Raw genomic sequence first — 24,157 nt, 5'->3', positions numbered from 1 at the left:
CATCAGCAGGAGTATCCCATGCAGGTTCTGATCACCGGCGCGGCCGGGCGAATCGGGCGCACGCTTGCCGCGGGGCTGACCGGTTACCGTCTCGAGCTGACCGACATCGTCGCTGCGGATTTCGGCGGTGACCCAGCACCGATGACGCTTTGCGACTTGGCGAGCGACGACCTGACCGCGATCGTGCGCGACGTCGATGCCGTGGTGCATTTAGCCGGGCATCCGAACTCGCGCGACTGGGCGGTTGTCGAACACGCCAACCTCGTTGCGTCGCGCCGCTTGGCGGAGGCGGCGGCCGTCGCCGGGGTGCGCCGTTTCGTCTATGCGAGCTCGATCCATGTTGCGGGCTTTCTTGCCGCCGACACGGAATTTTCGGATGACGTGCCTTATCGCCCCGACAGCCCCTATGGCGTGTCCAAGGCGGCGGCAGAGATGATGTTGCGCTACATCAGCGAACAGCACGCGATGAGCGCCGTGGCGCTGCGGATCGGCAGCTTTCGCCCCGCCCCGCAAAACGCCCGCGAACTGCGCACCTGGATCAGCCCGGGCGATATGGTCCGCCTGGCGGACGCGGCGCTGCGGGCGGACATGACGGGGTTTCTCCCCGTTTGGGGGTTGTCCAACAACCGTCGCGCAGGCGTGCGTTCCGAAAATTGGCGGAAGTTGGGATATCACCCCATGGACGATGCGGAGAATTACGCCACCGCCCTCGCCGGCGCTGGCGTACCGACCCACTTGGTGTCCGAGTGGCCACATCTCGGCGGCAACGTCATCGTGCGTTAACTCGCGCGGCCGCCGCACGAGGTGGCCGCCCCGTCACCAAGTCGTGACGGTCGACATCGCGCACAAAAGCGAGTGGATGCGGACGTGGTCTGCGGTGCGCTTTGACATCGCCCGATGCTTTGTAAGCTTGCCCACGGGTGCTGTAAGACCAACGTGGCAGTGCTGACAGGCCGGTCATCCTCCTGCGCTGCATCCAGCCGGTCATGTCTGAAGACGGCACGGCAAGCGTCCGCCGGCGCTGTCGTACACATCTCACAGTGCCCGTGAGGGACCACGCAGGCCGTCGTGGCGAAGGGTTTCCGGGACGTGACGTGCCACTTTTCCGTTATCGCAAATCATTCGGAAGCTCCGGATCATTGCAAGCCGCAGCGATAAGCTGCTGAGCGCTGTCAACCGTCAGTGCAGGCGCTGCCAGCACCACGGATGTCGCGATCTGCCGCTCCGGCACATCCCAATATGTCTTCAGGAGTTGCGCTGTCACCGTTTCGGGGACGAGCGCGAAGCCATGCCTCCGATAGAAGCCTATGGCCCAGACTGCAGCAGCCCAGGTTCCGATCAGAATGGGAGAGTTGCCGTTGCCCCGCAGGTGATTGATCAATGCCGAGCCGATGCCGTGACCCTGGTGGTTCGACAGGACATAGGCATGCCTGATCAGGCGGACATTGCGAACGCTCTGAATGCCCATCACGCCGACGAGCAGACCATCGATGGCGTAGCCCGTGAAGCGCACACCGGCAGCGATCTCGGCCTCTAACGCATCCAGGGGCATATACGGATCATGCCAGCGATCGGCCGGGATCACGCCTTTATACGTCATCGCCGCTTCGTTGATGATGGCCATGATCGCCTGATTTTCATGCTCGGCACAGGGCCTGATGGCACCTGCTTCCATCGCTTCTGCACGATGCTCCAATGATCTGCTCCCCGCAGTTGCAATGGAGTCGATTTATTTGGGAGGTGCAGCGCGATCTTGAAGGAAATTGCAGACGCTCAACGCATGGCAGCAGCATAGGCACCGGGGGTCATGCCAAAGCGCCGAACGAATGTGCGGTGAAAATGGCTCTGGTCGGCAAAGCCCGCCTCGCTGCCAGCTTGGGCGAGGCCAACACCGCTGCGGATCAATGCCTTGGCGAGGTCGAGCCGCCGCTGAATGATATAAGCGTGCGGGGTGAGGCCCGTCAGAGCGGCAAAACCACGCAGCGTTTTGAACCTGCTGGTCCCTGATATCTGCGCCAACTCGTCGAGCGGATGATCGGCGGCTGGATCAGCGTCGATCCGTTCCTTGACCTGGTCAATCGACTGCGGCGCCCTTGCCCGGGATGTTCTCGGATTGCCCAGCATTCCGGCCAGAAGCAGGATGAGCTGCTCATCCATGGCATCTTCATCGCCGCGCTCATGGGCTGCGTAAGCGGCGACAAACCTATGGGCAGCCACCACGTTCCGAAGCACCGGACGGGTAAACTCTGTTTCGCTGCGCTTGCCTTCGTGGATATCGGCCGCGATGGCGCTCACCTTGTCCGTATCGAGATAGAGCATGGCCCATTTGCGGCTGTCGCCGATCGCCATGCCGTCATGCACTTCACCGGGGTTCACCGTGATGAGGTCGCCAGCAAAGGCCTCGACATGCCCCCTGCCGCTCCAGGACCGTTGAGCGCCAGCCAGCATCAGGCCGACGCCATATTCATCGTGAGAATGGCGCGCAAAACTCAGGGCAGAACACGCTTTGACGGCGGTCACCCGCTGCCGGCCGCCTCCCCGGACTGAAAATGAGTTGGTGGTCACGCCCAAACTCTCCAACGATACCCAGGCCCGATCAAGCCGTGGCTGACGCTTCACTTCAGATGATGAAGTAAAGCGTGTTGCCGAAATTGCGCAGCACAACGGGGAGCAGCAGGCTGCCGGTGCGCAGGCGCAGCCATACCGCGATGAAGGAAGGAATGGCGGTGAGCGCCATGGTCAGGGGATCGAATGCGAAGGCCCCATCGGAATAGCCGAACGCATGCGTCATGCCGAACAGCAGGCGTGACAGCACCGCCCCTCAGCCCCAACCGACCCTCAGCAACTGCTTGCGCCCCCGGAACCCGTGGTCGAGCGCGAACAGCAGGAGTCCCCGATAGAATAGTTCTTCGTCCAGACCGGGCATCGTCGTCTGGAATGCGACATCTTCCGTACTGGGCGGGTCGGCAGGGAAGAGCATGGCGATCACGACAAAGAAGCCGCAATAGGCCGCAGCAACGATTGCCGCGGCCTTCAGACTGCCCGCGGCGGGCGAGAGGGTCAGGCCGATCCGGCGCAGCCCGAAGTGCAGATGCCCAGCGATGGCGATGGTCGCGGCCAGAGCCATGAGCTTGCCCTGCCCGTTCCATGCGCCTCCCACCACATCGGGAAACGATCCGTAGCCAAGCGTCAAAAGGGCGTCGCCAAGCCTTTTCCCTCGGCTTAGCAGCGTTGATCTGGAGGTAGTTCAGCATGGTCGTTTTCCCAGCAAAGCCGGGTCGATCCGAGGGCAACAGTAAGAGCAACATTTGTTGCCGCTGCTGTTGCCCTTAGCCGGATTTCGCCAGACGGTGTCTGGCGATTCTCGGTATAAAAATGCTGTGAAACCAGTCGATTACTGGACGCTGCTGGACACACTTAGCGCCAAAAAATGGTGCCCCATAGAGGACAAAGCTGGGCACTCAGAACATTGGACAATTTCGATCAGTCGTCCATGATGTCGGGAAATTGCGCCCCGGCATGCATTGCCCTGCCGCACTACACACCGGACCGCAGCCTTTAGTCGTCGCGCGCCGCACGCAATGCCTCAAGCTCCGCTAGTCTCGTTGGATCGTCGGCTGCCAACGCCTCCTCGAGATAGAAGTGATAGGCCATGTTGCGCACTAACCGTTGCGCTTCGCCGCTGTATTCTGGAGCAATAACAGTGAAGGCATCGATTAGCTCACGAAGAAAACCCTTGTCCAGTTGCTGAAGATCAACAGCCAGCTGCTCCATCATCTCGACAGCCTCGTCAGGATCGAGGGTATCATCATCAGTGAGATCCAAAAACAGCGAGAAGTTGGCAATAATGCGCGCAATTTGCAGAACGATCATGGCCTCACGATCCTGAATTTTATGTTTCTTACGTTTAATTTTTGAAGTAACTTCAACGCTTTGTCCTTTTGAAGCTGCGTGGGCACTTCCCAGATCCCGATTTGCCTATTTTGTGCCAAAGCTTCTGACTGCCGCAATATCTGCGCAATCGCCCGCGGCTTGCCCGACACGCCAAACTTCCGGTCGACGAGATATTCACCATCTACGCCATCGAACTTCACAGGCTTTTGGGATCCGTCAGCCAACGTCCGCATCAACGTCGGCGCTTGGCCCGGCCGCGCACCCGGCGCGGTGTCGTTGTACCGCTTCGCTGGACTGTCGCGACCGAGATTTTCCTTCAACCAGCCAATCTCCGGCGGGGGAAACGGCCCTGTACTAGGTCTTGCCGTGAGCAGCCGGCGCCGCGCGGAAACTTGGGCGAGCGCCGCACCCGGCGCGAACGCAAGCGCTACATTGCCAGCAACAGTTCCAGTCGCACGGCCAATATCGCGCGGCGAAGCGCTGGCGACCGCATGGGCCGCACGTGACACGTGGACGCGAGCCGGCGTATCCTCGGCCGCGATGACCGTGTCGATCATGGCGGCGATCTCGCGACCGGCCTTGCCCACAGTGGTGACCGGGCTCGTCGTCAAGGCGGCATATGCGCCCGCAACTGTTCCCTTCATCACCCCATATCCCCCTTCAGCGGCACCCACGATAAACTCGGCGACTGGATTTGGCGGATCGTCACGTCGCGAGACGGTGGGCTTCGACGGTGGCTGGACCGCCGCGGGAGAAGGCGGGTTCCTGCTGGGCTGCCCCGCTTGCATGGGGGGCGACGCTACTGTGCTCGGGCGCGCTGCTATCCGAGGCTGGCGCGGCTTTTGGCGATCGATAGACCCGGGGTTACGGTCGTTGGCGCGACTGCTCAACCCGGCTCCGCCTGCACCATAATGGCGCCCTGAGCCGGCAAAGGTAAAACGGCCATCGAACGGGTCGTGCCAGGGGTTGAATTTGCGTTCGATACCGTCGGTGGTTGAAATCTGGGGCAACCTGCCTGTGCGCAGCCAAATAGAAAAAGCGCGTCGACGATCGCTATCGGATATCTGAATCATGCCGCCCCTCGCTGCTCGATGCGGCGAGAACATATCAGCAACACTTTCCAACAAGTCAAGCGAAGGATGCCCAACGCCTTTCGCTCAGCCAGGCCCCAGTGCCCGGTTTTGTCCTCTATGAGGTCCGATTTCAGGAGTGTGGTGCCAGAAGAGGCGCAAAAATTCTGTCTTAGGCAATGCCGAGGCATCCCCAACCACACTGTAATTTTGCCGATTTGGCTTGTAAGGTGTTCGTGGTCGGTCGCCCACATTTGCCTGAAATCCCACTGATTTGTGGGAACGAATGTGGGAGCATTTTCGGCGGCCTTTCCGTGGGAACGGCAGCCGAAGATTCCCTAAACGGGACTCGAACGATGGCACTGACTGCATTGAAAGTGAAGAACGCGAAACCGGGCCGTCACGTTGATGGCCGTGGCCTTTGCCTGCTGGTCAAGGAGAGCGGCGCGGCAACCTGGGTGCTGCGTATGCAGCACAAAGGCAGACGGAGGGATTACGGGCTCGGCTCTGCCTTGGACGTGTCCCTTGTCGCAGCCCGAGAGGCGGCAACGGCGCTGCGGAGCAAAGTTAGGGCTGGTGCTGATCCGGTGGCTGAGCGGCGCAAGGCACGCAAAGTCATACCGAGTTTCGAGACGGCAGCCCGCGACTGCTACGACGCGTTGAAGGAGGGCTGGAAGAACCGCCGCTACGCGAACTGGATTTCCAGCTTCGAGAACCACGTATTCCCGCACATCGGCACCAAGCCGGTTGATCAGGTGGACAGCGCCTGTGTTGTCACCGTGCTGTCGCCCATCTGGCTGGAAATACCGGAAACGGCACGTCGCCTGCTTCAGCGCATAGGCGCAGTCCTGGACTTCGCCCATATCAAGGGCTGGCGGGCCGAGGAGGCTTCCCTGCGTTCGGTGCGAAAGGGCCTTCCGCGCCAGACAGCGAAAGCGGTGCACCTTGAAGCAATGCCGTTTGCCGAGGTGCCAGCACTTATGGCCCAATTGGCAGCAGCGTCGCCTACGACTGGCAGAGATGCACTGCGCTTCACGATCTACAACGCTGTGCGCTCTAACGAGACGCGCTTTGCGGTTTGGACCGAATTCGACCTCGACAAGGCCATTTGGACAATCCCCGGCGAGCGCATGAAGGCGCGTGAAACCCATGTCGTGCCACTGTCGCCGCCCGCCGTGGCGCTGCTGCGCAAGCGGTGGGAAGAGCGGACCAGCGATGACGGGCTTGTATTCTCCGCAGACGGCGAAAAGCCGATCAGTGACATGACGATGACCAAATTGCTCCGCAACAACGGGATCACCGGCGCGACGGTTCACGGCTTCCGCTCGTCCTTCACGGACTGGGCAGCGGAGAAGACAGATTTCCCGAAGGAAGTTGCCGACAAGGCATTGGCGCACAAGCTGAGCAATCAGGTGGAAGCCGCCTATCGGCGAACGGACTTTTTCGACAAACGCCGCGATCTGATGGCTCGTTGGGCAGAGTTCCTCGATGCCGGAAAGGCCGCCACCAGCATCGACCCAGCCGAGGCGGCAGGCGAGCCTACTCCGGCTCGCGCTGCCGCATAATCAGCCGGTGAAGGCTGGCGGTGACTATGCGCGTAGATTTGCCGAGCTTTACTGCTTCGACATCACCCGCAGCGATCAGCTCATACAGCTTGGTTCGCCCGACGCCGATCATGCGTGCCGCCTCGTTGACCTTCACGCAAATTGGTTCGGCAACCGGCGTTGTCACTGTGCTGCACCTTCATTGCGATACGAGACCGGATCGTCGATCCAACGGTTCACCGCAGATTCGCGCCAGCCTGCGCCGTGAATGCTGATCTTCACCTGGGATGGAAAGGTCCCCTCGGCGATCTTGCGATACATGGTGGAGCGTGACAGCCCGGTGCGGGCGAGTACGGTTTTCAGGCGGATGATTTTGTCGGTGCTGGACATGGTACGGATTTCCATTCGCTGGTCGTTTCTGGCACCCCCTGAGTGCAAGATTTGTTTGCCCAACCTCCGGATGCAAGGCCAATTCGCGGTCGGCGAAGCCTGTCGAACACGTGACTATAAAGACAAAGCCAAGGATAGGGACGGCTACGGAAGGTTAGAGACGAACACGGACGCCAATGTAATCGTGCCGTGGGCGGCAGAAAATTTTCCGAGCTACGCTGTTGGTTGTTTCTGGGCCGAGATTTTGCGCGCAAGAGGCGGAATTTCGCGCCAAGCATGACGAATTCTTACTCACGAATCGCGCAAAGAATCGACACGGAATGATTGGAGCGAAAGCGGCAGGCGAGACCAGAAAGTTTGCAGTAACGCGATTGATGCATATGGGCCTTGACGACGGCGCCCTAAGAGGCCATATGGATCGCATGAAAGTCGTTGATGCAAATTGTTCTGTTTTTTTGGCTCGGATTGCCACCATCTCGGCGGGATACCCGTTTCGCGGCAAGGTTGACGAGCTCCCCGATGGCGAGGTCGCTGTCATCCAGATGCGTAACGCCGACCCTGTTAATGGCATCGACTGGCCCAACCTTTCGCGGGTGGCGCTACCTCGCGTCAGCGCAAAGGCGTTTCTCGCCGAGGGGGACGTAATCCTTTCGACGCGAGGCGGGCGCAATATCGCATATTATATGGAGGGACGGCAGAAACAGGTCGTTTGCTCTCCCCACTTCTTTGTCATTCGGGCCAAGCGGCAAGCAATTCTGCCGGAGTTCCTTGCCTGGCAGTTGAACCAGAAGCCAGCCCAGGACCACTTCGCTGCCGGTGCTACTGGCTCCTACATCCTGAATCTCAAGCGTGAAGTTGTCGAGCAGTTGCCGATAGTGGTTCCGCCGCTGGCCGAGCAGCAGCGCATTGTCGAACTGGACGCAGCAGCGAAGGCTGAACGCGCGACCCTTATTCGGCTTATTGAAATTAGAACGGCTGAAATGGCTGCCATTGCAAAAAGTTTGCTGGCAGCTTCGTCAATTCGACACGAACAGAGAGCATCATGAACGACCAGATCAAACAGGACGAAGTGAACAAGGCCGTTTGGGCTGCCTGCGATACCTTTCGCGGGACGGTCTCTGCCGACGTTTACAAGGACTACGTCCTTACCATGCTGTTCCTGAAGTACCTGTCGGACGTGTGGCAGGACCACTACGACGAATACAAGAAGCAGTATGGCGACACGCCCGAGCTGATTGCGGAGCTGATGACGAACGAGCGGTTCGTTCTGCCGGAATCCGCCAACTTTACCACGCTCTACAAGGCGCGGCACGAACCGGGTAACGGCGAACGGATCGACAAGGCGCTTCACGCCATTGAAGAGGCGAACGTCGGCAAATTGCGCGACGTGTTCCAGGATATCAGCTTTAACTCCAATAAGCTGGGGGAGGAGAAGCAGAAGAACGACATCCTGCGCCACCTGCTGGAAGACTTCTCGCGTCCCGAGCTGAACATGCGCCCGTCGCGCATTGGCAACCTCGATGTGATCGGCAACGCCTACGAATTCCTGATCAAGAACTTTGCCGCCGATGCAGGCCGCAAGGCAGGCGAATTCTATACACCGCCGGAAGTCTCCGAGTTGATGGCCGAGATCATGGACATGGCCGAGGGCGAGGAAGCCTGTGACCCCACCTGCGGTTCCGGCTCGCTTCTCATGAAGTGCGGACGCCGCGTGCAGGCCAAGTTCGGCGGGTCGAAGCGCTATGCACTGTATGGGCAGGAGTCGATCGGCAGCACTTGGGCGCTCGCCAAGATGAACATGTTCCTCCACGGCGAGGACAACCACCGCATCGAATGGGGCGACACCATCCGCAACCCCAAGCTGCTGGATGCCGATGATCGGCTGAAGCACTTTGACGTGGTCGTCGCAAACCCGCCCTTCAGCCTGGACAAGTGGGGCGTCGACACGGCGGAGAATGACAGGTTCGGGCGCTTCCGTCGCGGGCTGCCGCCCAAAACGAAGGGTGATTATGCCTTCATCCTCCACATGATCGAGACGATGAAGCCGAGGACCGGGCGCATGGCCGTGGTCGCGCCGCACGGCGTGCTGTTCCGGGGATCGAGCGAGGGCACGATCCGGCAGAAGCTGATCCAGGAAAACCTGCTCGAAGCCGTGATCGGTCTGCCGGAAAAGCTGTTTTACGGCACCGGCATTCCGGCCTGCGTCCTCATTTTCCGCAAGACCAAGACGGACGACAAGGTGCTGTTCATCGATGCCAGCCGCGAATTCAAGGCGGGCAAGAACCAGAACCAGCTTGATGCAAATCATCTGGCGAAGATCGTCGAGACCTACCGCAAGCGGGAGAGCGTTGACAAATACGCCTATCTCGCCACGCCCGAGGAACTGGCCGAGAACGACTACAACCTCAACATCCCGCGCTATGTCGACACCTTCGAGGAAGAGGAAGAGATCGACCTGGTCGCTGTCCGTGCCGAGCGCCTGAAGCTGAAGGCCGAACTCGCCGCACTGGAAGAGAAGATGGACGGCTACCTCAGGGAGCTTGGCTACTGATGGCGGGCGAGATCATCCAGTACCAGACGGAAGACGGCGTTACCGTCATCCGCCTTAAGGCGAGCGATGGCAGCGTCTGGCTGAGCCAGGCCGAAATGGCCGAGCTGTTCCAGACCACCAAGCAGAGCATCAGCCTTCACGTCCGGAACATTCTGGAAGAGGGCGAGCTGGAGGAAGCGGCAACTGTCAAAGAAAACTTGACAGTTCAAACCGAGGGGAAACGCAAGGTTTCCCGCCAGATTTTGCTCTACAATCTGCAAATGATCCTTGCAGTCGGCTTCCGCGTGCGGTCGCTGCGCGGCATGCAATTCCGGCGCTGGGCGTCGGAGGCGCTGAGCGAATATCTGGTCAAGGGTTTCGTCATGGACGACACCCGGCTGAAGGAGCCGGACAACGACTATTTCGAAGAGCTGCTCGCCCGCATCCGCGACATCCGAGCGTCGGAAAAGCTGTTCTACAAGAAGGTGCTGGATATCTACGCCACCGCCGTGGACTATGATCCGAAGGCGGAAACGAGCCAGCAGTTCTTCCAGACAGTGCAGAACAAGATGCACCACGCCGCCCACGGCCAGACGGCGGCAGAAACCAAACTGGCCCGCGCCGATGCCGCCAAGCCGATGATGGGGCTGACCAGCTGGCCCGGAGAGAGGCAGGGCCGCCTGCCTACCAAGCAGGACGCGCAGATCGCCAAGAACTATCTGCAGGATGAGGAGATGGAGACGCTGAACCGCATCACCGTCGCCTTCCTGGAATTTGCCGAAGCGATGGCGAAGAACCGCAAGCCGATGCACATGGCTGAATGGATCGCCAAGCTGGACGACTTCCTGAAGCTTGGTGATCACCCGCTGCTCGATGGCGCGGGCCGGGTTTCCGCCAAACAGGCGCAGCGCCATGTCGAGGCCGAATATGACCGCTGGCACAGCCGCGCGATCAATGCGCCGAGCGCGGTCGAGCGGCATTTCATCGAGGCAACCGCCAAGGTGAAAAAGCTCGCCGCTGACAAGCCCGCCAAGGGCAAGGGCGGTGCGCAATGATTCCCGAGGGATGGCAAGAAGCTAAACTGCAGGACGTTGCACCCGTCATTGACTGCAAGCACAAAACGCCGCGTTATACAGCGCAAGGGGTACCGATCGTCTCGCCGGGCAATCTTGCTTGGGGGGCGCTCAAACTTGACGGCTGCAGAACCATTTCAGAGTCCGACCACGCTGAGATGATGGATCATTGCAGCGTCGCAATCGGCGACGTTGTGTTCGGCAGAAATCAGTCTGTGGGTGTATCGTCGATTGTCACCACCGATAGCCCATTTGCGCTTGGGCAGGACACTGTCTTGATCAAGCCAACGACCATAAGCCCCGGCTTTTTGCATCAATGGCTCCAATCGAGGCAGTTTGAGCTTAGCATCCTTCGGCTTCAGGGCGGGAGCACGTTCGGCAGGATCAATCTAAAGGATTTGCGCGCGGTCCCAACACCGGTGCCCCCTTCAATCGAAGCAGATCGCATCGCGGAGACACTACAAACTTGGGACCGCGCCATCGAGACGGTCGAGGCGCTGATCGCCAACGCCCGCGCGCAGAAGCAGGCGCTGATGCAGCAACTGCTCCCACAAGGCGCCACCCCACCCAAAAAACGCCTCCCCGGCTTTTCGGGGGAGTGGCACGAGGGAAGGCTCGGCTCGCTCGCAGATATCTCCAAGGGCGAACAGAAAGGCAGGGCCAGCCTTTCTGGGGAAGGCCCCGTTCCTGTGATCAATGGTGGAATCGCGCCATCAGGATACACGGATCATCCCAACACCGCTGCCAACACCATCACGATTTCCGAAGGCGGCAATTCGTGTGGCCACGTCGATTTGATCACCCAGCCCTTCTGGTGCGGCGGCCACTGCTACGCGCTCAAGAATCTGAAGGTGGACCGGGACTATCTCTTCGCGGTGCTCAAGCATCGGCAGCCCGAGATCATGTCGCTCCGCGTCGGATCAGGCCTCCCCAACGTCCAGAAGAAGGCGTTAAGCCAGTTCTCGATTCCCGTTCCAGCAAGACCGGAACAGGAGAAAATCGGTGAACTCGCAGCCAGCGCCGACAAAGAAATCGCTGCTCTCGAAGCCCAACTTACCGCCCTTCGCCACGAAAAGGCCGCGCTGATGCAGCAACTGCTCACCGGCAAGCGGCGGGTCAAACTCCCGGAAGGCGAGGCAGCCTGATGCCATTGATGACCTTCGCTCAGGCGATTGCCGACTCGAACCAGTTTTCAAAGCGGCACCTGCTACTTGGCAACGGCTTCAGCATCGCCTGCCGGGCCGATATCTTTCACTATGGCTCTCTGTTCGCGCAAGCTGACTTCAGCCAAGTGCCGGAAGTCGTCGCCGTCTTTGAAGCGCTAGGCACCCAGGATTTTGAAGCGGCGATCCGTGCATTGGAAAACGCCGCACGAATCCTGCCGGCCTATGTCCCACATGGAGCCGCCGCGATTGCAAAGATGCTGGAGCACGCGGCAGCGCTGAAAGAAATTCTGGTCCAGACCATCGCGGGCAACCACCCGCACATCCCACCAGATATTCCCGATCAGAAGTTCTGGGCGTGCCGTCAGTTCCTGTCGCATTTCCTAGCGAGCGACGGGCAGGTTTTCACGCTCAACTACGACCTGCTGCTCTACTGGACGCTGATGCACGACGACATGCCGTTCGATGAGCCGATCCCGTTGGCGACGAACGACGGCTTCGGAAATGATGAAGATGATCCCGACGCTGACTACGTTGTCTGGCAGGGCGAAACCGGGGCACACGACGCCAGGGTGCACTTCCTGCACGGCGCACTTCACCTCTTCGATTCCGGGGCCGAGCTGAAGAAATACACCTGGATCAGGAAAGGTGTTCCGCTGGTCGAACAGGCCCGTGCCGCGATTGCCGCTGATGCCTATCCGCTGTTCGTTGCGGAAGGGACGAGCGCGAAGAAGAAAGCGAAAATCCGCCACAACGCTTATCTCTATCAAGGCTTTAAACAGCTGACAGCAAACGTGAAGCAGGGGAAGCACTGCTTTTTCATCTTCGGCCACTCGCTCGCCGAGAATGACGACCATATCCTGAATAGATTGGCTCGTGGCAGATTTCCGAAGCTGTACGTAGGCATCTACGGCGATCCACTGACGCCGGACAACCAGCGGATCATGGCAAGGGCAAACGCGTTGGCCGCATCACGGCATCACAAATCACCGCTTGAGGTCGCCTTCTACGACGCAGCCTCTGCCAACGTCTGGGGGGCGTGAGAATGATCTGGCAAGAACGCAAGTCCGGTTGGACCAAGAAGCCACAAGACGCTCGCACACCCGGCGACATTGATTACGCGCGCGTCATCCACTCCGGCTCATTTCGCCGCCTTCAGGGCAAGACCCAAATTCTGAATCTCGGCGATAGTGATTTCTACCGCACGCGGCTGACTCACTCACTTGAAGTGGCGCAGATCGCTGGTGGTCTTGGTGCCCAACTTCGCCAGAGCTTTCCGAGCCATGATGCCATCAAGTTCATTCCGGAACGCAGCATGTTGCAGGCAATCGCCTGTACCCATGACCTTGGGCATCCGCCATTCGGCCATGGTGGAGAGGTCGCGCTCAACTACTGCATGCGGGAGAACGGCGGCTTTGAGGGAAATGGGCAGACGCTGCGCATCCTCTCGAAGCTGGAGAAGTTCTCTGAAGCGGATGGTGCCGACCTCTGCCGTGAGGCCCTGCTCGGTGTGCTGAAGTATCCGGTCGCATTTAGTGATGTCGCCAATCCGGCCAAGGCTCCACGAATGCTGCCCGAAACCAGCGGCACCCCGCTGCTGGATCGCGAGGCTTCAAAGCCGCCAAAGTGCTACATGGACAGCGAAAAAGATGTGGTTGAATGGCTGCTTCAACCTCTCTCAGGGACTGACAGAGAGACGTTTCAGTCCTTCGAATTGAAGGAGGGCAAGCATGCCAAGGCCCGACACAAATCCTTTGCTTGCAGCATTATGGACCTTGCTGACGATATCAGCTTCGGCATCCATGACATGGAAGACGCATTGGCGCTTCGCCTCGTCGACCAAGATGGGTTTCGGCGGCACGTCACTCCAAAGAAGTGCGAGGGACTGCTGGATTATCTGAACAGCAACTATGCCGGGAAGTACGGCAACGACGTATACAGTGGATTGGTTGAACGACTTTTCGCGGACGGCGCCGAGCGGAAACATCAGATCAATCGAATTTTGAATTTCGTCATCACCAGCGTTGAGATTGACGAATTGCCTGAGTTCGAGGAGCCGCGGCTGCGATATCGTGCTCGACTGCCAGAGCTGGTGGCGCGGTTTGTCGAAGCAGTGAAGGATTTCATTCGCGAGGAAGTGATCTTCAGCCCGAGTGTCCAACATCTGGAATTCAAGGGTCAGATGATGGTCATCTCCGTATTCGAAGTCCTGAAGTCTGATCCAAAGAGCTTCCTTCCGCCCGATATCTACAGCAAATACCAGCGCAGCGACGATCCTTTGCGGGACATTTGTGATTACGTCGCCGGGATGACGGACACCTACCTTCTGAGGGCATATGAACGGCTATTCGCACCCCGGATCGGTTCGGTGTTCGACAAGCTGTGACCATGAGAATCACCCCCAACACTGCCGAGCTCTACAGCTCCCATATCCCGGCCCTCGCAACACTGGTTTCGCTGGGCTGGGAGTATCTCTCGCCCGAGGATTGCCTTGTCGCGCGTGGCGGCAATCAGGGAGTGGTGCTGCGCGATGTGCTGGTCGAGCAACTTCGGCGGCGCACGTTCGACTACAAGAGGCGGACCTACCCGCTTTCGACCAACGCGATCGATCAGATTGTCCGCGAGCTGACTTCGCCCGCGCTCAACGAAGGGCTGATCACCGCCAACGAGAAGCTCTACAACGCCATCACGCTGGGCATCACCGTTACCGAATTCGTCGATGGCAAGAAGCACAGCGTCACCGTGCCGATCATCGACTGGTCGCACCCGCTGGCGAACAGCTTTGTTGTCAGTGATGAGATGGAGGTGCTCGCCGTTCCGGGCACCCACACGCGGCGGCCCGATATCGTCGGCTTCGTCAACGGAATCCCGCTACTGGTGATCGAAGCCAAGCGGCCTGACAGTGGTAATCCCAACAAGTCGATGGTCGACGAAGGGATCAGCCAGACGATCCGCAACCAGGGGCAGGAGGAAATTCCGCACCTGTTCGCTTACGTCCAACTCCTGATGTCTATCGGCATGACCGATGGCCGCTATGGAACCACCAGGACCCCGCGCAAATTCTGGGCTCAATGGCGCGAGGAGGAGTTTTCCGAGGACCACTTCCGCCAGATCAAGAACGCGGCGAAAGAGACCGATCCGCGCGCGGCGATCCTGAAAAACCATGTCCGTGAGGTTAGGGATCACTTCCAGCACCTGTGGAGCGACGAGCAGGAGGTGACCGCGCAGGACCGTCTTCTGATCGGTCTCTGCACGCCCGAGCGCTTGCTGGAATTTGTGCGCTCATACGTCCTGTTCGACCGCAAGGTGGACAAGATCGTCGCGCGCCATCAGCAATTCTTCGGCATCCGCGCGCTGCTCGGCCAGATCAGCCGGATCAAGCCCGATGGCGCACGCGAGGGCGGGGTGATCTGGCACACCACCGGTTCGGGCAAGAGCTTCACGATGGTGATGCTCTGCAAGGCGCTGCTCCTCCACAACAAACTGAAGGCGTGCCGCCTGGTCGTCGTGACTGACCGGCGCGACTTAGAGAAGCAACTGGCAGGCAACTTCCTGACCGGCGGCGCTTTCGGCTCGGACATCGGCTCCAAGGATGCGGGGAGGGCCAAGGCGCAATCGGGCCGCGACCTTGCAAAGCGCATCGGCCAGGGAACCGAGCGCATCATCTTCACGATCATCAACAAGTTCGGCAGCGCGGCGCGCCACCCGGAATGCCGGAACGACAGTGCTGACATGATCGTGCTGATCGATGAAGGCCACCGCAGTCAAGGCGGCGAGAACCACGAGCGAATGCGCAAGGCCCTGCCAAACGCCGCCTATGTTGCGTTCACCGGCACTCCGCTCCTCAAGGACGACAAGACGGCTAACAAGTTTGGTCGGATTGTCCACGCCTACACAATGAAGGACGCGGTTTCGGACGGCACGGTGACGCCGCTGCTCTACGAAGAACGCAAGCCGATCCTCGACGTGAACGAACGGGCGATCGACAACTGGTTCGAGAAGGTCACGGCTGGCCTGTCCGATGAGCAGAAGGGCGATCTCAAGAAGAAGTTCGGAACCAAGGGCGCGGTCTATAGCTCTGGCGACCGGATCAATCTGATCGCACTCGATATCGCGACCCACTTCAAGGAGAATTTCAAGGATCTCGATCTCGGCCTGAAGGGTCAGCTGGCGACCGATTCCAAGCGCTCAGCCATCCGCTACAAGAAGGCACTGGATGCAACCGGCCTGGTCAGCAGCGCAATCGTTATTTCTCCCCCAGACACGCGCGAAGGCCATTCGGAAGTCGATGAGGCAGAATTGCCCGAGGTGCTGCAATGGTGGAAGGAAAACGTCAAAGGCGACGCCGAGGACTACGAGCGCCAGGTGATCGAGGATTTCTCGACCGAGGGCCGACCCGACATACTCATCGTGGTCGACAAGCTGCTCACCGGATTCGATGAGCCACGCAACGCTGTCCTCTACATCGACAAGAAACTCGAACAGCACAATCTGATCCAGGCCATTGCCCGCGTGAACCGGCTGCATGAGCAGAAGAAATATGGCTTGCTCATCGATTATCGGGGCATTCTGAAGGCGCTTGATACCGCGCTCACCGAATATCAGGACCTGGCAGAACGCACGCAGGGCGGTTTTGATCTCGATGACATTGACGAACTCTATGCCGATGTCAGCACTGAGTATAAGCGATTGCCCTCCCTCCACGCCGAGCTTTGGAGAATCTTTAAGCCAGTCAAGAACAGGGCGGACATCGAGCAGTACCGGCAGCTCCTGGTGCCGCAGACCCGCGAGAGCGACGACGGAATACCTATCGACCTGAACCAGAAGATCAGGGAGGATTTCTACGAGGCCCTGACAGCCTACGGCATGTGCCTCAAGATCGCGCTAGGATCGCGTTCATTCTTCGAGGACGCGTCGATCACCGAAGCACAGATTGCGGAGTACAAGCGCGACCTCAAATTTTTCTCAAACCTGCGCAAGATCGTGAAACAAGACGCACAGGAAACCGTCGACTACAGTGCCTACGAGGACCAGATCAGGAGACTGGTCGATCGTTATGTTGTGGGCGAGGACGTGGAGAACGTGGACGGCGTTCTGATCGTCAACGAGCTTGGAAATCAGCAGCCCACCGAGACTTGGTCCCCTGAGAAAACCCGCAACGAAACCGACATCATCCGATCCAGAGTGCGCAAGACGATCGAGCAGGAATTGGCCGACGATCCCTACGCGCAGCTGTTTTTTTCCGACCTTCTCAGACGAGCCATTGCGGAGGCTTCCGCGCTGTTCGATCACCCCTACAAGCAATATGTCCTGTTCAAGGATTTGGAGGAAAAGCTCGCAACCAAGACGGTCGACGATCTGCCCAAAGGCCTCAAAGGTCACCGCCACGCCAGTGCCTATTTCGGGATCATCCGGCTGGAGATGAGCGACGCGGTCGCAAACGGACATGATCAGGAGGAGTTCATCCGGGCGGCGCTAGATATGGAGAAATTCGTCGAAAGCGCCATCGCGGAAAATTCGCTGAATCCAGCAAACATTGAAGCGGCCATCCGCAAGGCCTTATTGCCGCGTCTTTTCGGATTGACCGGCTTGGACAAAGCCAAAGTCATCACCGACAAGGTCGTCGAGGTCACCCGTGTCGGGCTTGCTCGTGGTAATGGCGCGAACGCATGATTGTTCGATACGGCGATCAAGAGGTATCGTGCCTGGTGCGACAAACCGCAACCGTCACTGGTCGCATCCGCATCCACGTTTACCCCAATGGTGACGTTGAAATTGAAGCACCTGAGAATAAGGACGCCGACCAGATCAGAACGGCGGCCCAGCGACGTGCAAGGTGGATATTCCAGCATCGGACCGCCGCAATCGCAGCGCGAAAAATGGCGCTACCGCGTGAATATGTGAGCGGCGAAACGCATTTCTATCTTGGGCGGCGGCACAAGCTCATTGTCCACGAGATCAACGCGCAGCCTTCCGAAGTTAAGCTCTTGCGCGGCAAGCTAGAGGTAACCCTGCCAGTGGCCGACAGAGCTGCCGTCAGACGGAGACTCGGTCGATGGTATGAAGCGCGTGCTAACGAATATCTGCGCGACAAATTTTCGGAAATCGCAGACCGGTTGAGTTGGATCGAGGCGCGGCCGCCGGTCAAGCTTATGCGCATGAAAACGCAATGGGGTAGTTGTTCGCCGGGCGGAATGATTTACCTGAACCCCGCGCTCATAAGGGCTCCTCGCCATTGCATTGAATACGTCATTCTCCACGAACTCTGCCATCTGGTCGAACACAACCACAGCAAGAGATTCTTTGATTTGCTCACCAAGCAGATGCCGGGCTGGGAGGCCGCGAAACGAGAGCTCGACTCCCTCGCCGAATTGATCCTTGCGGGTAATGAGCGGGCCACGGAGCACACAGATTGCCAAGGCTGAGCGATGCCAAGGCTTAACCGCTTTCCGCTTCAAACGCCCGCTTGCCCTTGCGTTTCCAGAGCACCAGCGCCTGCTCCCGTTCCTCGCCCCGCAGCTTGGCAGCAACCGTAAGGAACGCGCCGTAGAGCGTGGCGCGATCATCGTCCGCAAGTTCGACCAGCCCGGCCTTCACGACCAGGCCGCCCAGTTCGATCAGTTGCCGCGTGCGTTCGCGGCGCTTGACCTGCCACTCGCGCATGTCGGTTCGCGCCTTCACTGCCTCAAGCCGATGCCGCGCCGCCGTCAAGCGGGAGAGTGCCATCCGGTTGGCTTTGAGGTCCATCGACACGCTTGCGCGCCTTGCTCTGAAAGAAGGCCGCGCCCCGCTTGCGCCACGCCTCCTTCCTCTGGGCTTCCTTGGTTTCGGCGATGACGAGCAGCGCACCGGCCAGCGTTTCCGCATCGGTCGCATCGGCCCCGGTGGCGATCACCAGTTCGCCAAGTTGCTGCACGCGGCGTTCCTTGAGTTGCTTCGCCTTGTCGGCGAGCGCCTTCAGTTCCGAATCAAAGTCGCGGGGTTTGCGCATCGAAGTTCTCCATTGAGAGGTGATGCGCTGATGATAATATCGATGCTCTCCCAATGCTGTAGAGTCGTCGAGACGGCCTGATACTGAATAGTCCCGATCAGGATTTTATCATGGGAGGGCGCGCTTATACGTCGTGCCGACGTGGCGCTCATGGCGTAGATGGATTGCCGTCATGGCGATCTTCCACCTCTCCGTCAAAGTCATCAGCCGGTCGAGCGGGCGCAGCGCCGTGGCGGCGGCAGCCTATCGCGGGGCCGAGCGGCTGCACGACGAACGCCTAGACCGCGACCATGACTTCACCAACAAGGACGGCGTCGTCCATTCCGAAGTGCTGTTGCCGGAAGGCGCGCCGGAGGAATTTGCCGACCGCGAAAAGCTCTGGAACGCGGTCGAAGCCGCCGAGAAGCGCAAGGACGCACAGCTTGCCCGCGAGGTCGAATTCGCCATTCCGCGCGAGCTGACCAAGGAACAGGGCATCGAGCTGGCGCGCGAATTTGCCGAGGCCGAATTCGTCGAAAAGGGCATGATCGCCGACCTCAATGTCCATTGGGATATTGGCGCGGACGGCCAGCCCAAGCCCCACGCGCATGTCATGCTCACCATGCGCGAAGTCGGCAAAGACGGGTTCGGCGCGAAGGTGCGCGAGTGGAACAAGTCCGAGTTGGTTGAGCAGTGGCGCGAACGCTGGGCCGAACACGTCAACCAGCGCCTTGCCGAACTCGATATCGACGCGCGGATCGATCATCGCAGCCTTGAGGCACAAGGCATTGCGCTGGAGCCGCAGGACAAGATTGGCCCCGCCGCATCACGCATGGGCGTGCGCGGACTTGAGGCCGAACGGATCGAAGAACATCGCGCTGTCGCGCAGCGCAATGGCGAGCGGATCATCGCCAATCCCGCCGTCGCGCTCGACGCGATCACACACGGCCAGGCCACCTTCACCAACCGCGACCTTGCCATGTTCGTGCATCGGCACAGCGACGGGAAGGAGCAGTTCGATCAGGCGATAAGCGCTGTGCGCGGATCATCCGACCTGATCGCGCTGGGCAAAGACGGGCGCGGCGAAGACCGGTTCACATCGCGCCAGATGATCGAAACCGAACAGCGGCTCGGTCGTGCGTCAGAATTGCTGGCGGAACGTGAGCGGCATGGCGTCGATCAGCATGGCCGGGAAGGAGCGCTGGCGCGCGCCGAGACACGCGGCCTGATCCTGTCCGGTGAGCAGCGCGCAGCGTTCGAGCATGTGACCTATGGGCGGGGTTTGAGCGTTGTCGTCGGCTATGCCGGGACCGGCAAGAGCGCGATGCTGGGCGTTGCGCGCGAGGCATGGGAGAGCGCGGGCTACACCGTTCGCGGTGCGGCGCTGTCCGGGATTGCCGCAGAGGGGCTGGAGCACGGTTCGGGCATTGCATCGCGCACCATCGCCAGCCTTGAGCACCAGTGGAGCCAGGGCCGCGATTTGCTCACCTCGCGCGATGTTCTTGTCATCGATGAGGCTGGCATGGTCGGCACGCGCCAGATGGAGCGCGTTCTCTCCCATGCCGCCGATGTAGGCGCGAAAGTTGTCCTGGTCGGCGACCCGCAACAGCTCCAGGCCATCGAAGCCGGAGCCGCCTTCCGCGCGATCCATGAACGGCACGGCGGCGTCGAAATCAGCGAGGTCCGCCGCCAGCATGACGGCTGGCAGCAGGACGCAACGCGGCACCTTGCCACCGGGCGCACTGGTCTTGCGATTCAGGCCTATGACGAACGCGGCATGGTGCACGCCGCCGAGACGCGGGAAGCGGCACGCGGCGAGCTGATCGAGCGCTGGGATCGCGACCGGCAGGCAAGTCCCGGCGATACGCGGATCATCCTCACCCACACCAATGACGAGGTGCGCGAGCTCAATGACGCGGCCCGCGAAAAGCTGCGCGCCAGTGGCGACCTGGGCATCGATGTGAGCATCCGCGCCGAACGGGGCGAGCGTCAATTCGCCAGCGGCGACCGCATCATGTTCCTGCGAAATGAGCGGGGCCTGGGCGTCAAAAACGGCACACTCGGCACTGTCGAAAAGGTGACGCCGCAGTGCATGGCCGTGCGCACAGACGATGGTCGCAACGTCGTTTTCGACACCAAAGTCTATGCGCACCTCGATCATGGCTACGCTGCCACGATCCATAAGGCGCAGGGCATGACCGTGGACCGGGCGCATGTGCTGGCCACGCCGGGCATGGACAGCCACGGTGCTTATGTCGCGATCTCTCGCCACCGTGACGGCGTGGCCCTGCATTATGGCCGCGACGACTTCGCCGATCAGTCGAAACTTGTTCGCACGCTCAGCCGCGAGCGCGGCAAGGATATGGCGAGCGACTACAAGCCCGAGCAGCAATTTGCCGAACGGCGCGGTATCAATTTCCGCGAGCGGATCGTGCAGATCGCCCGGCAATTGCCAGAACGAGCGAAGTCGATCTTCGCTGGCTTCAGGCCGCAGGCCAAAGGGCTCGAAGCATTGCCGACCGATCAGGCTGGCCTGGCCGATCAGGCTGGCCTGGCCGATCAGCGCCGCGCCGTCGAACGATACGCGCGTGCTGCCAACGACATCGGGCAGATGCGCGAGCAGGGATTGCCGGTCCTGCCACATCAGCGCGACGCGCTGGAGAAGGCAGGAAAGGCACTCGACGCGATCCGGCCCCATGGCACAGCCGACCTTGCCAACGCTTTGCAGCGCCAACCCTCGCTCGCCCGTGAGGCCGCCGATGGTCGCAGCCAGGGTGCAATCCGCGCCATGCAGCTTGAGGCCGAAATCCGCGTCGATCCCGCGCAGCGCGCCGACCGCTTTGTCAGCGAATGGCAGCAGCTGGGACAAGCACGGCAAGCGATGCAGCGCGATGGCGACAGCAACGGTGCGCAGCGGCTCACCAACCGCATGACGGATATGGCGAAGGGGCTGGAGCGCGACGCGCAGGTCGAATCCCTGTTGCGCGGTCGCACCCGCGAGCTGGGCATCAAGACAGAACTCGGTCGCGATCTGGCCCGCGACCTTGCCGCCTCCATCACGATGGAGCGGAGCCGCTCAATCGGCATGGGCCTGTAGGAGAAGCGTAATGGATATGGATACCGATGCTGATGACGTGGAACTGACCCTGGACCTTGAGCCGGAGCCGGAACCCGATCCCGACCCACTCACCTCGGATACCGTGACCGATCCCGCCGCCGAGGCGTTTGCCCGCCTTCAGGGCGAGTTAGCCCTGATGCGCCGGGCGGTGCAGCACCTTGCCGCCGAGCGTGCAGACATTGTCATTCCCGACTACGGTGCGACCCTGACCGACATGGCCAAGCGGATGGGCGCGATCAGCGAGAGCCTGAAGGGCATGGCTGGTCATCCCGCGATGCAGATGACCCCTGACAGCATCGGCAATCGGATTGCCGCCGCAGCCGAAGCCGCGCGGCGCAGCGATCAGGACAGGATCACTCAGGCCCGGAGCGACTTGAGCCACGCCGCTCAGGAGATGCGCAGCGTCACCGCCCACGCACGCACCGCCGCCGAGCAGCGGCAGCAGCTCTACCAGGTGGCAGGCGGAGCCTTGCTTACAGGCATACTGCTTTGGTCCCTTCTTCCTAGCACCATTGCCCGTGTCATGCCGGAAAGCTGGCACTGGCCCGAGCGCATGGCAGCGCGGATGGTTGGCGCATCCTCCCGCTGGGACGCTGGTGCACGGCTGATGCAAAGCGACAGCCCTGAGGCATGGAATGCACTGGTGCAGGCCGCTGACATCCAGCGCGACAACCGCGATGCCATTGACGCTTGCCGGAAGACCGCTGCAACCTCACAACAGCCAGTACGATGCAGCGTCAAGATTCGTCCCATGACGCAGCCAAAGAGCAGATGATGGTATCAGCGAGGGCGAGTTGGCGTCCCGGCAAGGACCAGCGAGGATCACCACGACCCACTCAAAATGTGGGAATCAATGTGGGATCGCTTTTTCCGGAACTCCACTTTATCGTGTAAAAACAACACGATAAAGTGGTTGACTGGTGCCAGAAGAGGGACCGTGACGTGTCGCCAAAGCGTTATATCACAATGCTTTATTGCGATTTTTCGAATTTCGATACCGTCGAAAATACCGTCTTGGCACTGGCGTTGGTCCTCAATGAGGACTCAAATCGCTGCGGACGGTCTATTTCGGATCAATCCGCGACACCAAAATTTATTTTGCGACCCGCCGACAATTTCCTGCCTGAGAACGGCGAAAAACCGAATCAAGCCGCACCCAACGAAGCAGCCATGGCAGGTGCAATCAGCGCCGCCAGTTGTTGCACGACCGCACCTTTGCCAACCAACAGATCAACGCTTGCAATCCGCAGGCGTTCATCGCCTTCCATCATGCCGTAACCTGCATCCAGCGCCTCACTGCCAAGGCTGGCGTGATGAGGATAGAGCAGCATCGCCTCACCGCCCGCAGGGATCAGCAATGTCACCGAGTGGGGAAAGCAACATGCGTGCTGGGCGAGGGTCAAAGCAATCGACGTCGATTGGCCTGCTGCGTGGCTGGATGAGCTGATTGGCAAAGATCACATCAAGGCAGGCAAGCGCGATGGCATCAAAGATCAGAAACTGCTGAACGGCATCGAGGCGCAATCGATAGTGGTTTCTGCCGGAGGGCAGCTTTGGGAGCAATTGAGCGGATGGGGTCAGTCGCGAAAACTGCTTTCGCCAACCGAGCTGGGAATTCTGCGCGTCGCTGCATCTGTTCCGATGAAAAATCCTTCAGAAAAGCAATGCCTGAAGGTCATCGAATCCCTTCGCAAACTTAGATCCGAAGGTTGCGCGATCGGTGCCGATTTGTCGATCTGACGCCTCCGAGCGGGGGCATCCATTTTCCCGACAAAACTGACCGAAATTTTGCGGAAAGCATTTTCAGCAAGTGAAGACCAGCGTGTTTCCGGTGAGTAGTCTGGCGTAGGGTGTGGAGGGCAAGATAAAAGCAGTGCCAGCCCCTGACCCTTATGTGGTTGGTTCAGTTGAGGAATTTCGTATGGCACCGAAGGAAGGCTGCCATACGATATTGCGCAAAAGCGCAGAAATCTGCGGCGCTATCGTCTGGCACCGCTGATTTTTGGGCGTTTGTGCTCGATCCGGTTCGGTCAACGATAGGCCGAGTGCGATGGGTGCCCGTGATGGGGCGGTGATGCGATGGCGGCGCTCGGCCTCCGGCGGCGCAATCTGTCGATTTTGGGCGGTGCCATACCGTTTCAGGGCTGAGATCCGGGAGTTTCAACGGGAGCGTATGGCACCGGAAATTCGGTGCCATAGGGAAAAGCTCTAATAACTCATCTGCTTAACAACCGAGTGCTGGCACCTCTTTTATCTCGCCCTCCAAAACAGTCCGAATGTAACCGTCCGAAGTTCGCACATTGTTCTGCGTTTTTGTGGATGACCATATCGCCTCCGATCTGATGACGAGGTGGGTGAATGGGACGGCGACTTTTCGACAACCCGGCCAAGCGGTCGTGGTGGCA

23 protein-coding genes are annotated in these 24,157 nt (G+C 59.9%); 12 read left to right on the top strand and 11 right to left on the bottom strand.

The annotated features are described in order from the left end of the window. Positions 1 to 18 precede the first annotated feature (18 nt). Positions 19 to 783: an NAD(P)-dependent oxidoreductase gene (locus GO308_RS18335; RefSeq protein ID WP_240886420.1), complete on the top strand. Its 765-nt coding sequence runs from the start codon at positions 19 to 21 to the stop codon at positions 781 to 783. Positions 784 to 1,108: 325 nt separating this feature from the next. On the opposite strand, the gene GO308_RS18330 is transcribed toward GO308_RS18335, so the two are convergent. The 6 genes from GO308_RS18330 to GO308_RS18305 form a co-directional block, all read right to left on the bottom strand. Continuing rightward, positions 1,109 to 1,696, bottom strand: coding sequence for a GNAT family N-acetyltransferase (locus tag GO308_RS18330; RefSeq protein WP_240886419.1), 588 nt, complete (start codon positions 1,694 to 1,696; stop codon positions 1,109 to 1,111). A gap of 77 nt (positions 1,697 to 1,773) precedes the next feature. Then, complete coding sequence (locus tag GO308_RS18325) at positions 1,774 to 2,565, bottom strand: AraC family transcriptional regulator (protein ID WP_240886418.1); 792 nt, start codon at positions 2,563 to 2,565, stop codon at positions 1,774 to 1,776. 55 nt (positions 2,566 to 2,620) lie between these two features. After that, positions 2,621 to 2,815 carry a CPBP family glutamic-type intramembrane protease gene (locus tag GO308_RS18320; RefSeq protein ID WP_240886417.1) on the bottom strand — a complete coding sequence of 65 codons (195 nt, stop codon included), beginning with the start codon at positions 2,813 to 2,815 and terminating at the stop codon, positions 2,621 to 2,623. 6 nt (positions 2,816 to 2,821) lie between these two features. Then, complete coding sequence (locus GO308_RS18315) at positions 2,822 to 3,193, bottom strand: hypothetical protein (RefSeq protein WP_240886416.1); 372 nt, start codon at positions 3,191 to 3,193, stop codon at positions 2,822 to 2,824. A gap of 365 nt (positions 3,194 to 3,558) precedes the next feature. Next, positions 3,559 to 3,873: a hypothetical protein gene (locus GO308_RS18310; protein WP_066670118.1), complete on the bottom strand. Its 315-nt coding sequence runs from the start codon at positions 3,871 to 3,873 to the stop codon at positions 3,559 to 3,561. Next, complete coding sequence (locus GO308_RS18305) at positions 3,870 to 4,967, bottom strand: hypothetical protein (protein ID WP_240886415.1); 1,098 nt, start codon at positions 4,965 to 4,967, stop codon at positions 3,870 to 3,872. The genes GO308_RS18310 and GO308_RS18305 overlap by 4 nt, the downstream gene beginning before the upstream one ends. Before the next feature lie 353 nt (positions 4,968 to 5,320). Here GO308_RS18305 and GO308_RS18300 point away from each other — a divergent pair, with 353 nt between their 5' ends. Further along, positions 5,321 to 6,529: a site-specific integrase gene (locus GO308_RS18300; RefSeq protein WP_240886414.1), complete on the top strand. Its 1,209-nt coding sequence runs from the start codon at positions 5,321 to 5,323 to the stop codon at positions 6,527 to 6,529. Here the strand turns inward: GO308_RS18300 and GO308_RS18295 are convergent. After that, positions 6,504 to 6,695 (bottom strand): helix-turn-helix domain-containing protein, encoded by a 192-nt coding sequence (locus GO308_RS18295; RefSeq protein WP_240886413.1) that lies wholly within the window; start codon positions 6,693 to 6,695, stop codon positions 6,504 to 6,506. The genes GO308_RS18300 and GO308_RS18295 overlap by 26 nt on opposite strands. Further along, the gene (locus GO308_RS18290) at positions 6,692 to 6,898 is read right to left on the bottom strand and encodes an AlpA family phage regulatory protein (protein WP_240886412.1); all 207 of its coding nucleotides are present in this window, start codon (positions 6,896 to 6,898) and stop codon (positions 6,692 to 6,694) included. Before GO308_RS18290 ends, GO308_RS18295 begins: the two co-directional genes overlap by 4 nt. 422 nt (positions 6,899 to 7,320) lie before the next feature. On the opposite strand from GO308_RS18290, the gene GO308_RS18285 reads away from it, so the two are divergent. Genes GO308_RS18285 through GO308_RS18250 form a run of 8 tightly spaced genes read left to right on the top strand, consistent with a single transcriptional unit; the run spans position 7,321 to position 18,089 of the window. Then, the gene (locus GO308_RS18285; RefSeq protein WP_240886411.1) at positions 7,321 to 7,944 is read left to right on the top strand and encodes a restriction endonuclease subunit S; all 624 of its coding nucleotides are present in this window, start codon (positions 7,321 to 7,323) and stop codon (positions 7,942 to 7,944) included. Beyond that, complete coding sequence (locus GO308_RS18280) at positions 7,941 to 9,449, top strand: type I restriction-modification system subunit M (RefSeq protein WP_240886410.1); 1,509 nt, start codon at positions 7,941 to 7,943, stop codon at positions 9,447 to 9,449. The genes GO308_RS18285 and GO308_RS18280 overlap by 4 nt, the downstream gene beginning before the upstream one ends. After that, complete coding sequence (locus tag GO308_RS18275; protein WP_240886409.1) at positions 9,449 to 10,483, top strand: virulence RhuM family protein; 1,035 nt, start codon at positions 9,449 to 9,451, stop codon at positions 10,481 to 10,483. Before GO308_RS18280 ends, GO308_RS18275 begins: the two co-directional genes overlap by 1 nt. After that, the gene (locus tag GO308_RS18270; protein ID WP_240886408.1) at positions 10,480 to 11,646 is read left to right on the top strand and encodes a restriction endonuclease subunit S; all 1,167 of its coding nucleotides are present in this window, start codon (positions 10,480 to 10,482) and stop codon (positions 11,644 to 11,646) included. The genes GO308_RS18275 and GO308_RS18270 overlap by 4 nt, the downstream gene beginning before the upstream one ends. Beyond that, positions 11,646 to 12,707, top strand: a complete 1,062-nt coding sequence (locus GO308_RS18265; protein ID WP_240886407.1) for a DUF4917 family protein — start codon at positions 11,646 to 11,648, stop codon at positions 12,705 to 12,707. The genes GO308_RS18270 and GO308_RS18265 overlap by 1 nt, the downstream gene beginning before the upstream one ends. A gap of 2 nt (positions 12,708 to 12,709) precedes the next feature. Next, on the top strand, positions 12,710 to 14,050 hold the full coding sequence (locus tag GO308_RS18260) for an anti-phage deoxyguanosine triphosphatase (protein ID WP_240886406.1): 1,341 nt from the start codon (positions 12,710 to 12,712) through the stop codon (positions 14,048 to 14,050). 2 nt (positions 14,051 to 14,052) lie between these two features. Continuing rightward, complete coding sequence (locus GO308_RS18255; protein WP_240886432.1) at positions 14,053 to 17,337, top strand: HsdR family type I site-specific deoxyribonuclease; 3,285 nt, start codon at positions 14,053 to 14,055, stop codon at positions 17,335 to 17,337. Beyond that, a complete protein-coding gene (locus GO308_RS18250) occupies positions 17,334 to 18,089 on the top strand; it encodes a SprT family zinc-dependent metalloprotease (RefSeq protein WP_240886405.1) in 756 nt (251 codons plus the stop codon). The genes GO308_RS18255 and GO308_RS18250 overlap by 4 nt, the downstream gene beginning before the upstream one ends. Positions 18,090 to 18,102: 13 nt before the next feature. Here GO308_RS18250 and GO308_RS18245 read toward each other — a convergent pair whose 3' ends face one another. Together GO308_RS18245 and GO308_RS18240 are read right to left on the bottom strand one after the other, a co-directional pair. Further along, positions 18,103 to 18,327, bottom strand: a complete 225-nt coding sequence (locus tag GO308_RS18245) for a conjugal transfer protein TraD (RefSeq protein ID WP_240886431.1) — start codon at positions 18,325 to 18,327, stop codon at positions 18,103 to 18,105. 22 nt (positions 18,328 to 18,349) lie between these two features. Further along, positions 18,350 to 18,655: a conjugal transfer protein TraD gene (locus tag GO308_RS18240; protein ID WP_240886404.1), complete on the bottom strand. Its 306-nt coding sequence runs from the start codon at positions 18,653 to 18,655 to the stop codon at positions 18,350 to 18,352. A 172-nt stretch (positions 18,656 to 18,827) separates the two neighbouring features. On the opposite strand from GO308_RS18240, the gene traA reads away from it, so the two are divergent. Together traA and GO308_RS18230 are read left to right on the top strand one after the other, a co-directional pair. After that, positions 18,828 to 21,731 carry a Ti-type conjugative transfer relaxase TraA gene (gene traA / locus GO308_RS18235; RefSeq protein ID WP_240886403.1) on the top strand — a complete coding sequence of 968 codons (2,904 nt, stop codon included), beginning with the start codon at positions 18,828 to 18,830 and terminating at the stop codon, positions 21,729 to 21,731. 10 nt (positions 21,732 to 21,741) lie between these two features. Beyond that, positions 21,742 to 22,527, top strand: a complete 786-nt coding sequence (locus GO308_RS18230; RefSeq protein WP_240886402.1) for a DUF6118 family protein — start codon at positions 21,742 to 21,744, stop codon at positions 22,525 to 22,527. A 370-nt stretch (positions 22,528 to 22,897) separates the two neighbouring features. Here the strand turns inward: GO308_RS18230 and GO308_RS18225 are convergent, their stop codons facing one another. Then, positions 22,898 to 23,116 (bottom strand): hypothetical protein, encoded by a 219-nt coding sequence (locus GO308_RS18225; protein WP_168727537.1) that lies wholly within the window; start codon positions 23,114 to 23,116, stop codon positions 22,898 to 22,900. Between the last annotated feature and the right edge of the window lie 1,041 nt (positions 23,117 to 24,157).

The organism is Sphingomonas sp. SFZ2018-12 (assembly GCF_022496715.1).
In the GTDB taxonomy this organism is placed as follows: Bacteria; Pseudomonadota; Alphaproteobacteria; order Sphingomonadales; family Sphingomonadaceae; genus Sphingomonas.
The sequence above is the reverse complement of the archived record's forward strand: the minus strand, read 5'-3'. Positions and strand labels throughout refer to the sequence as shown.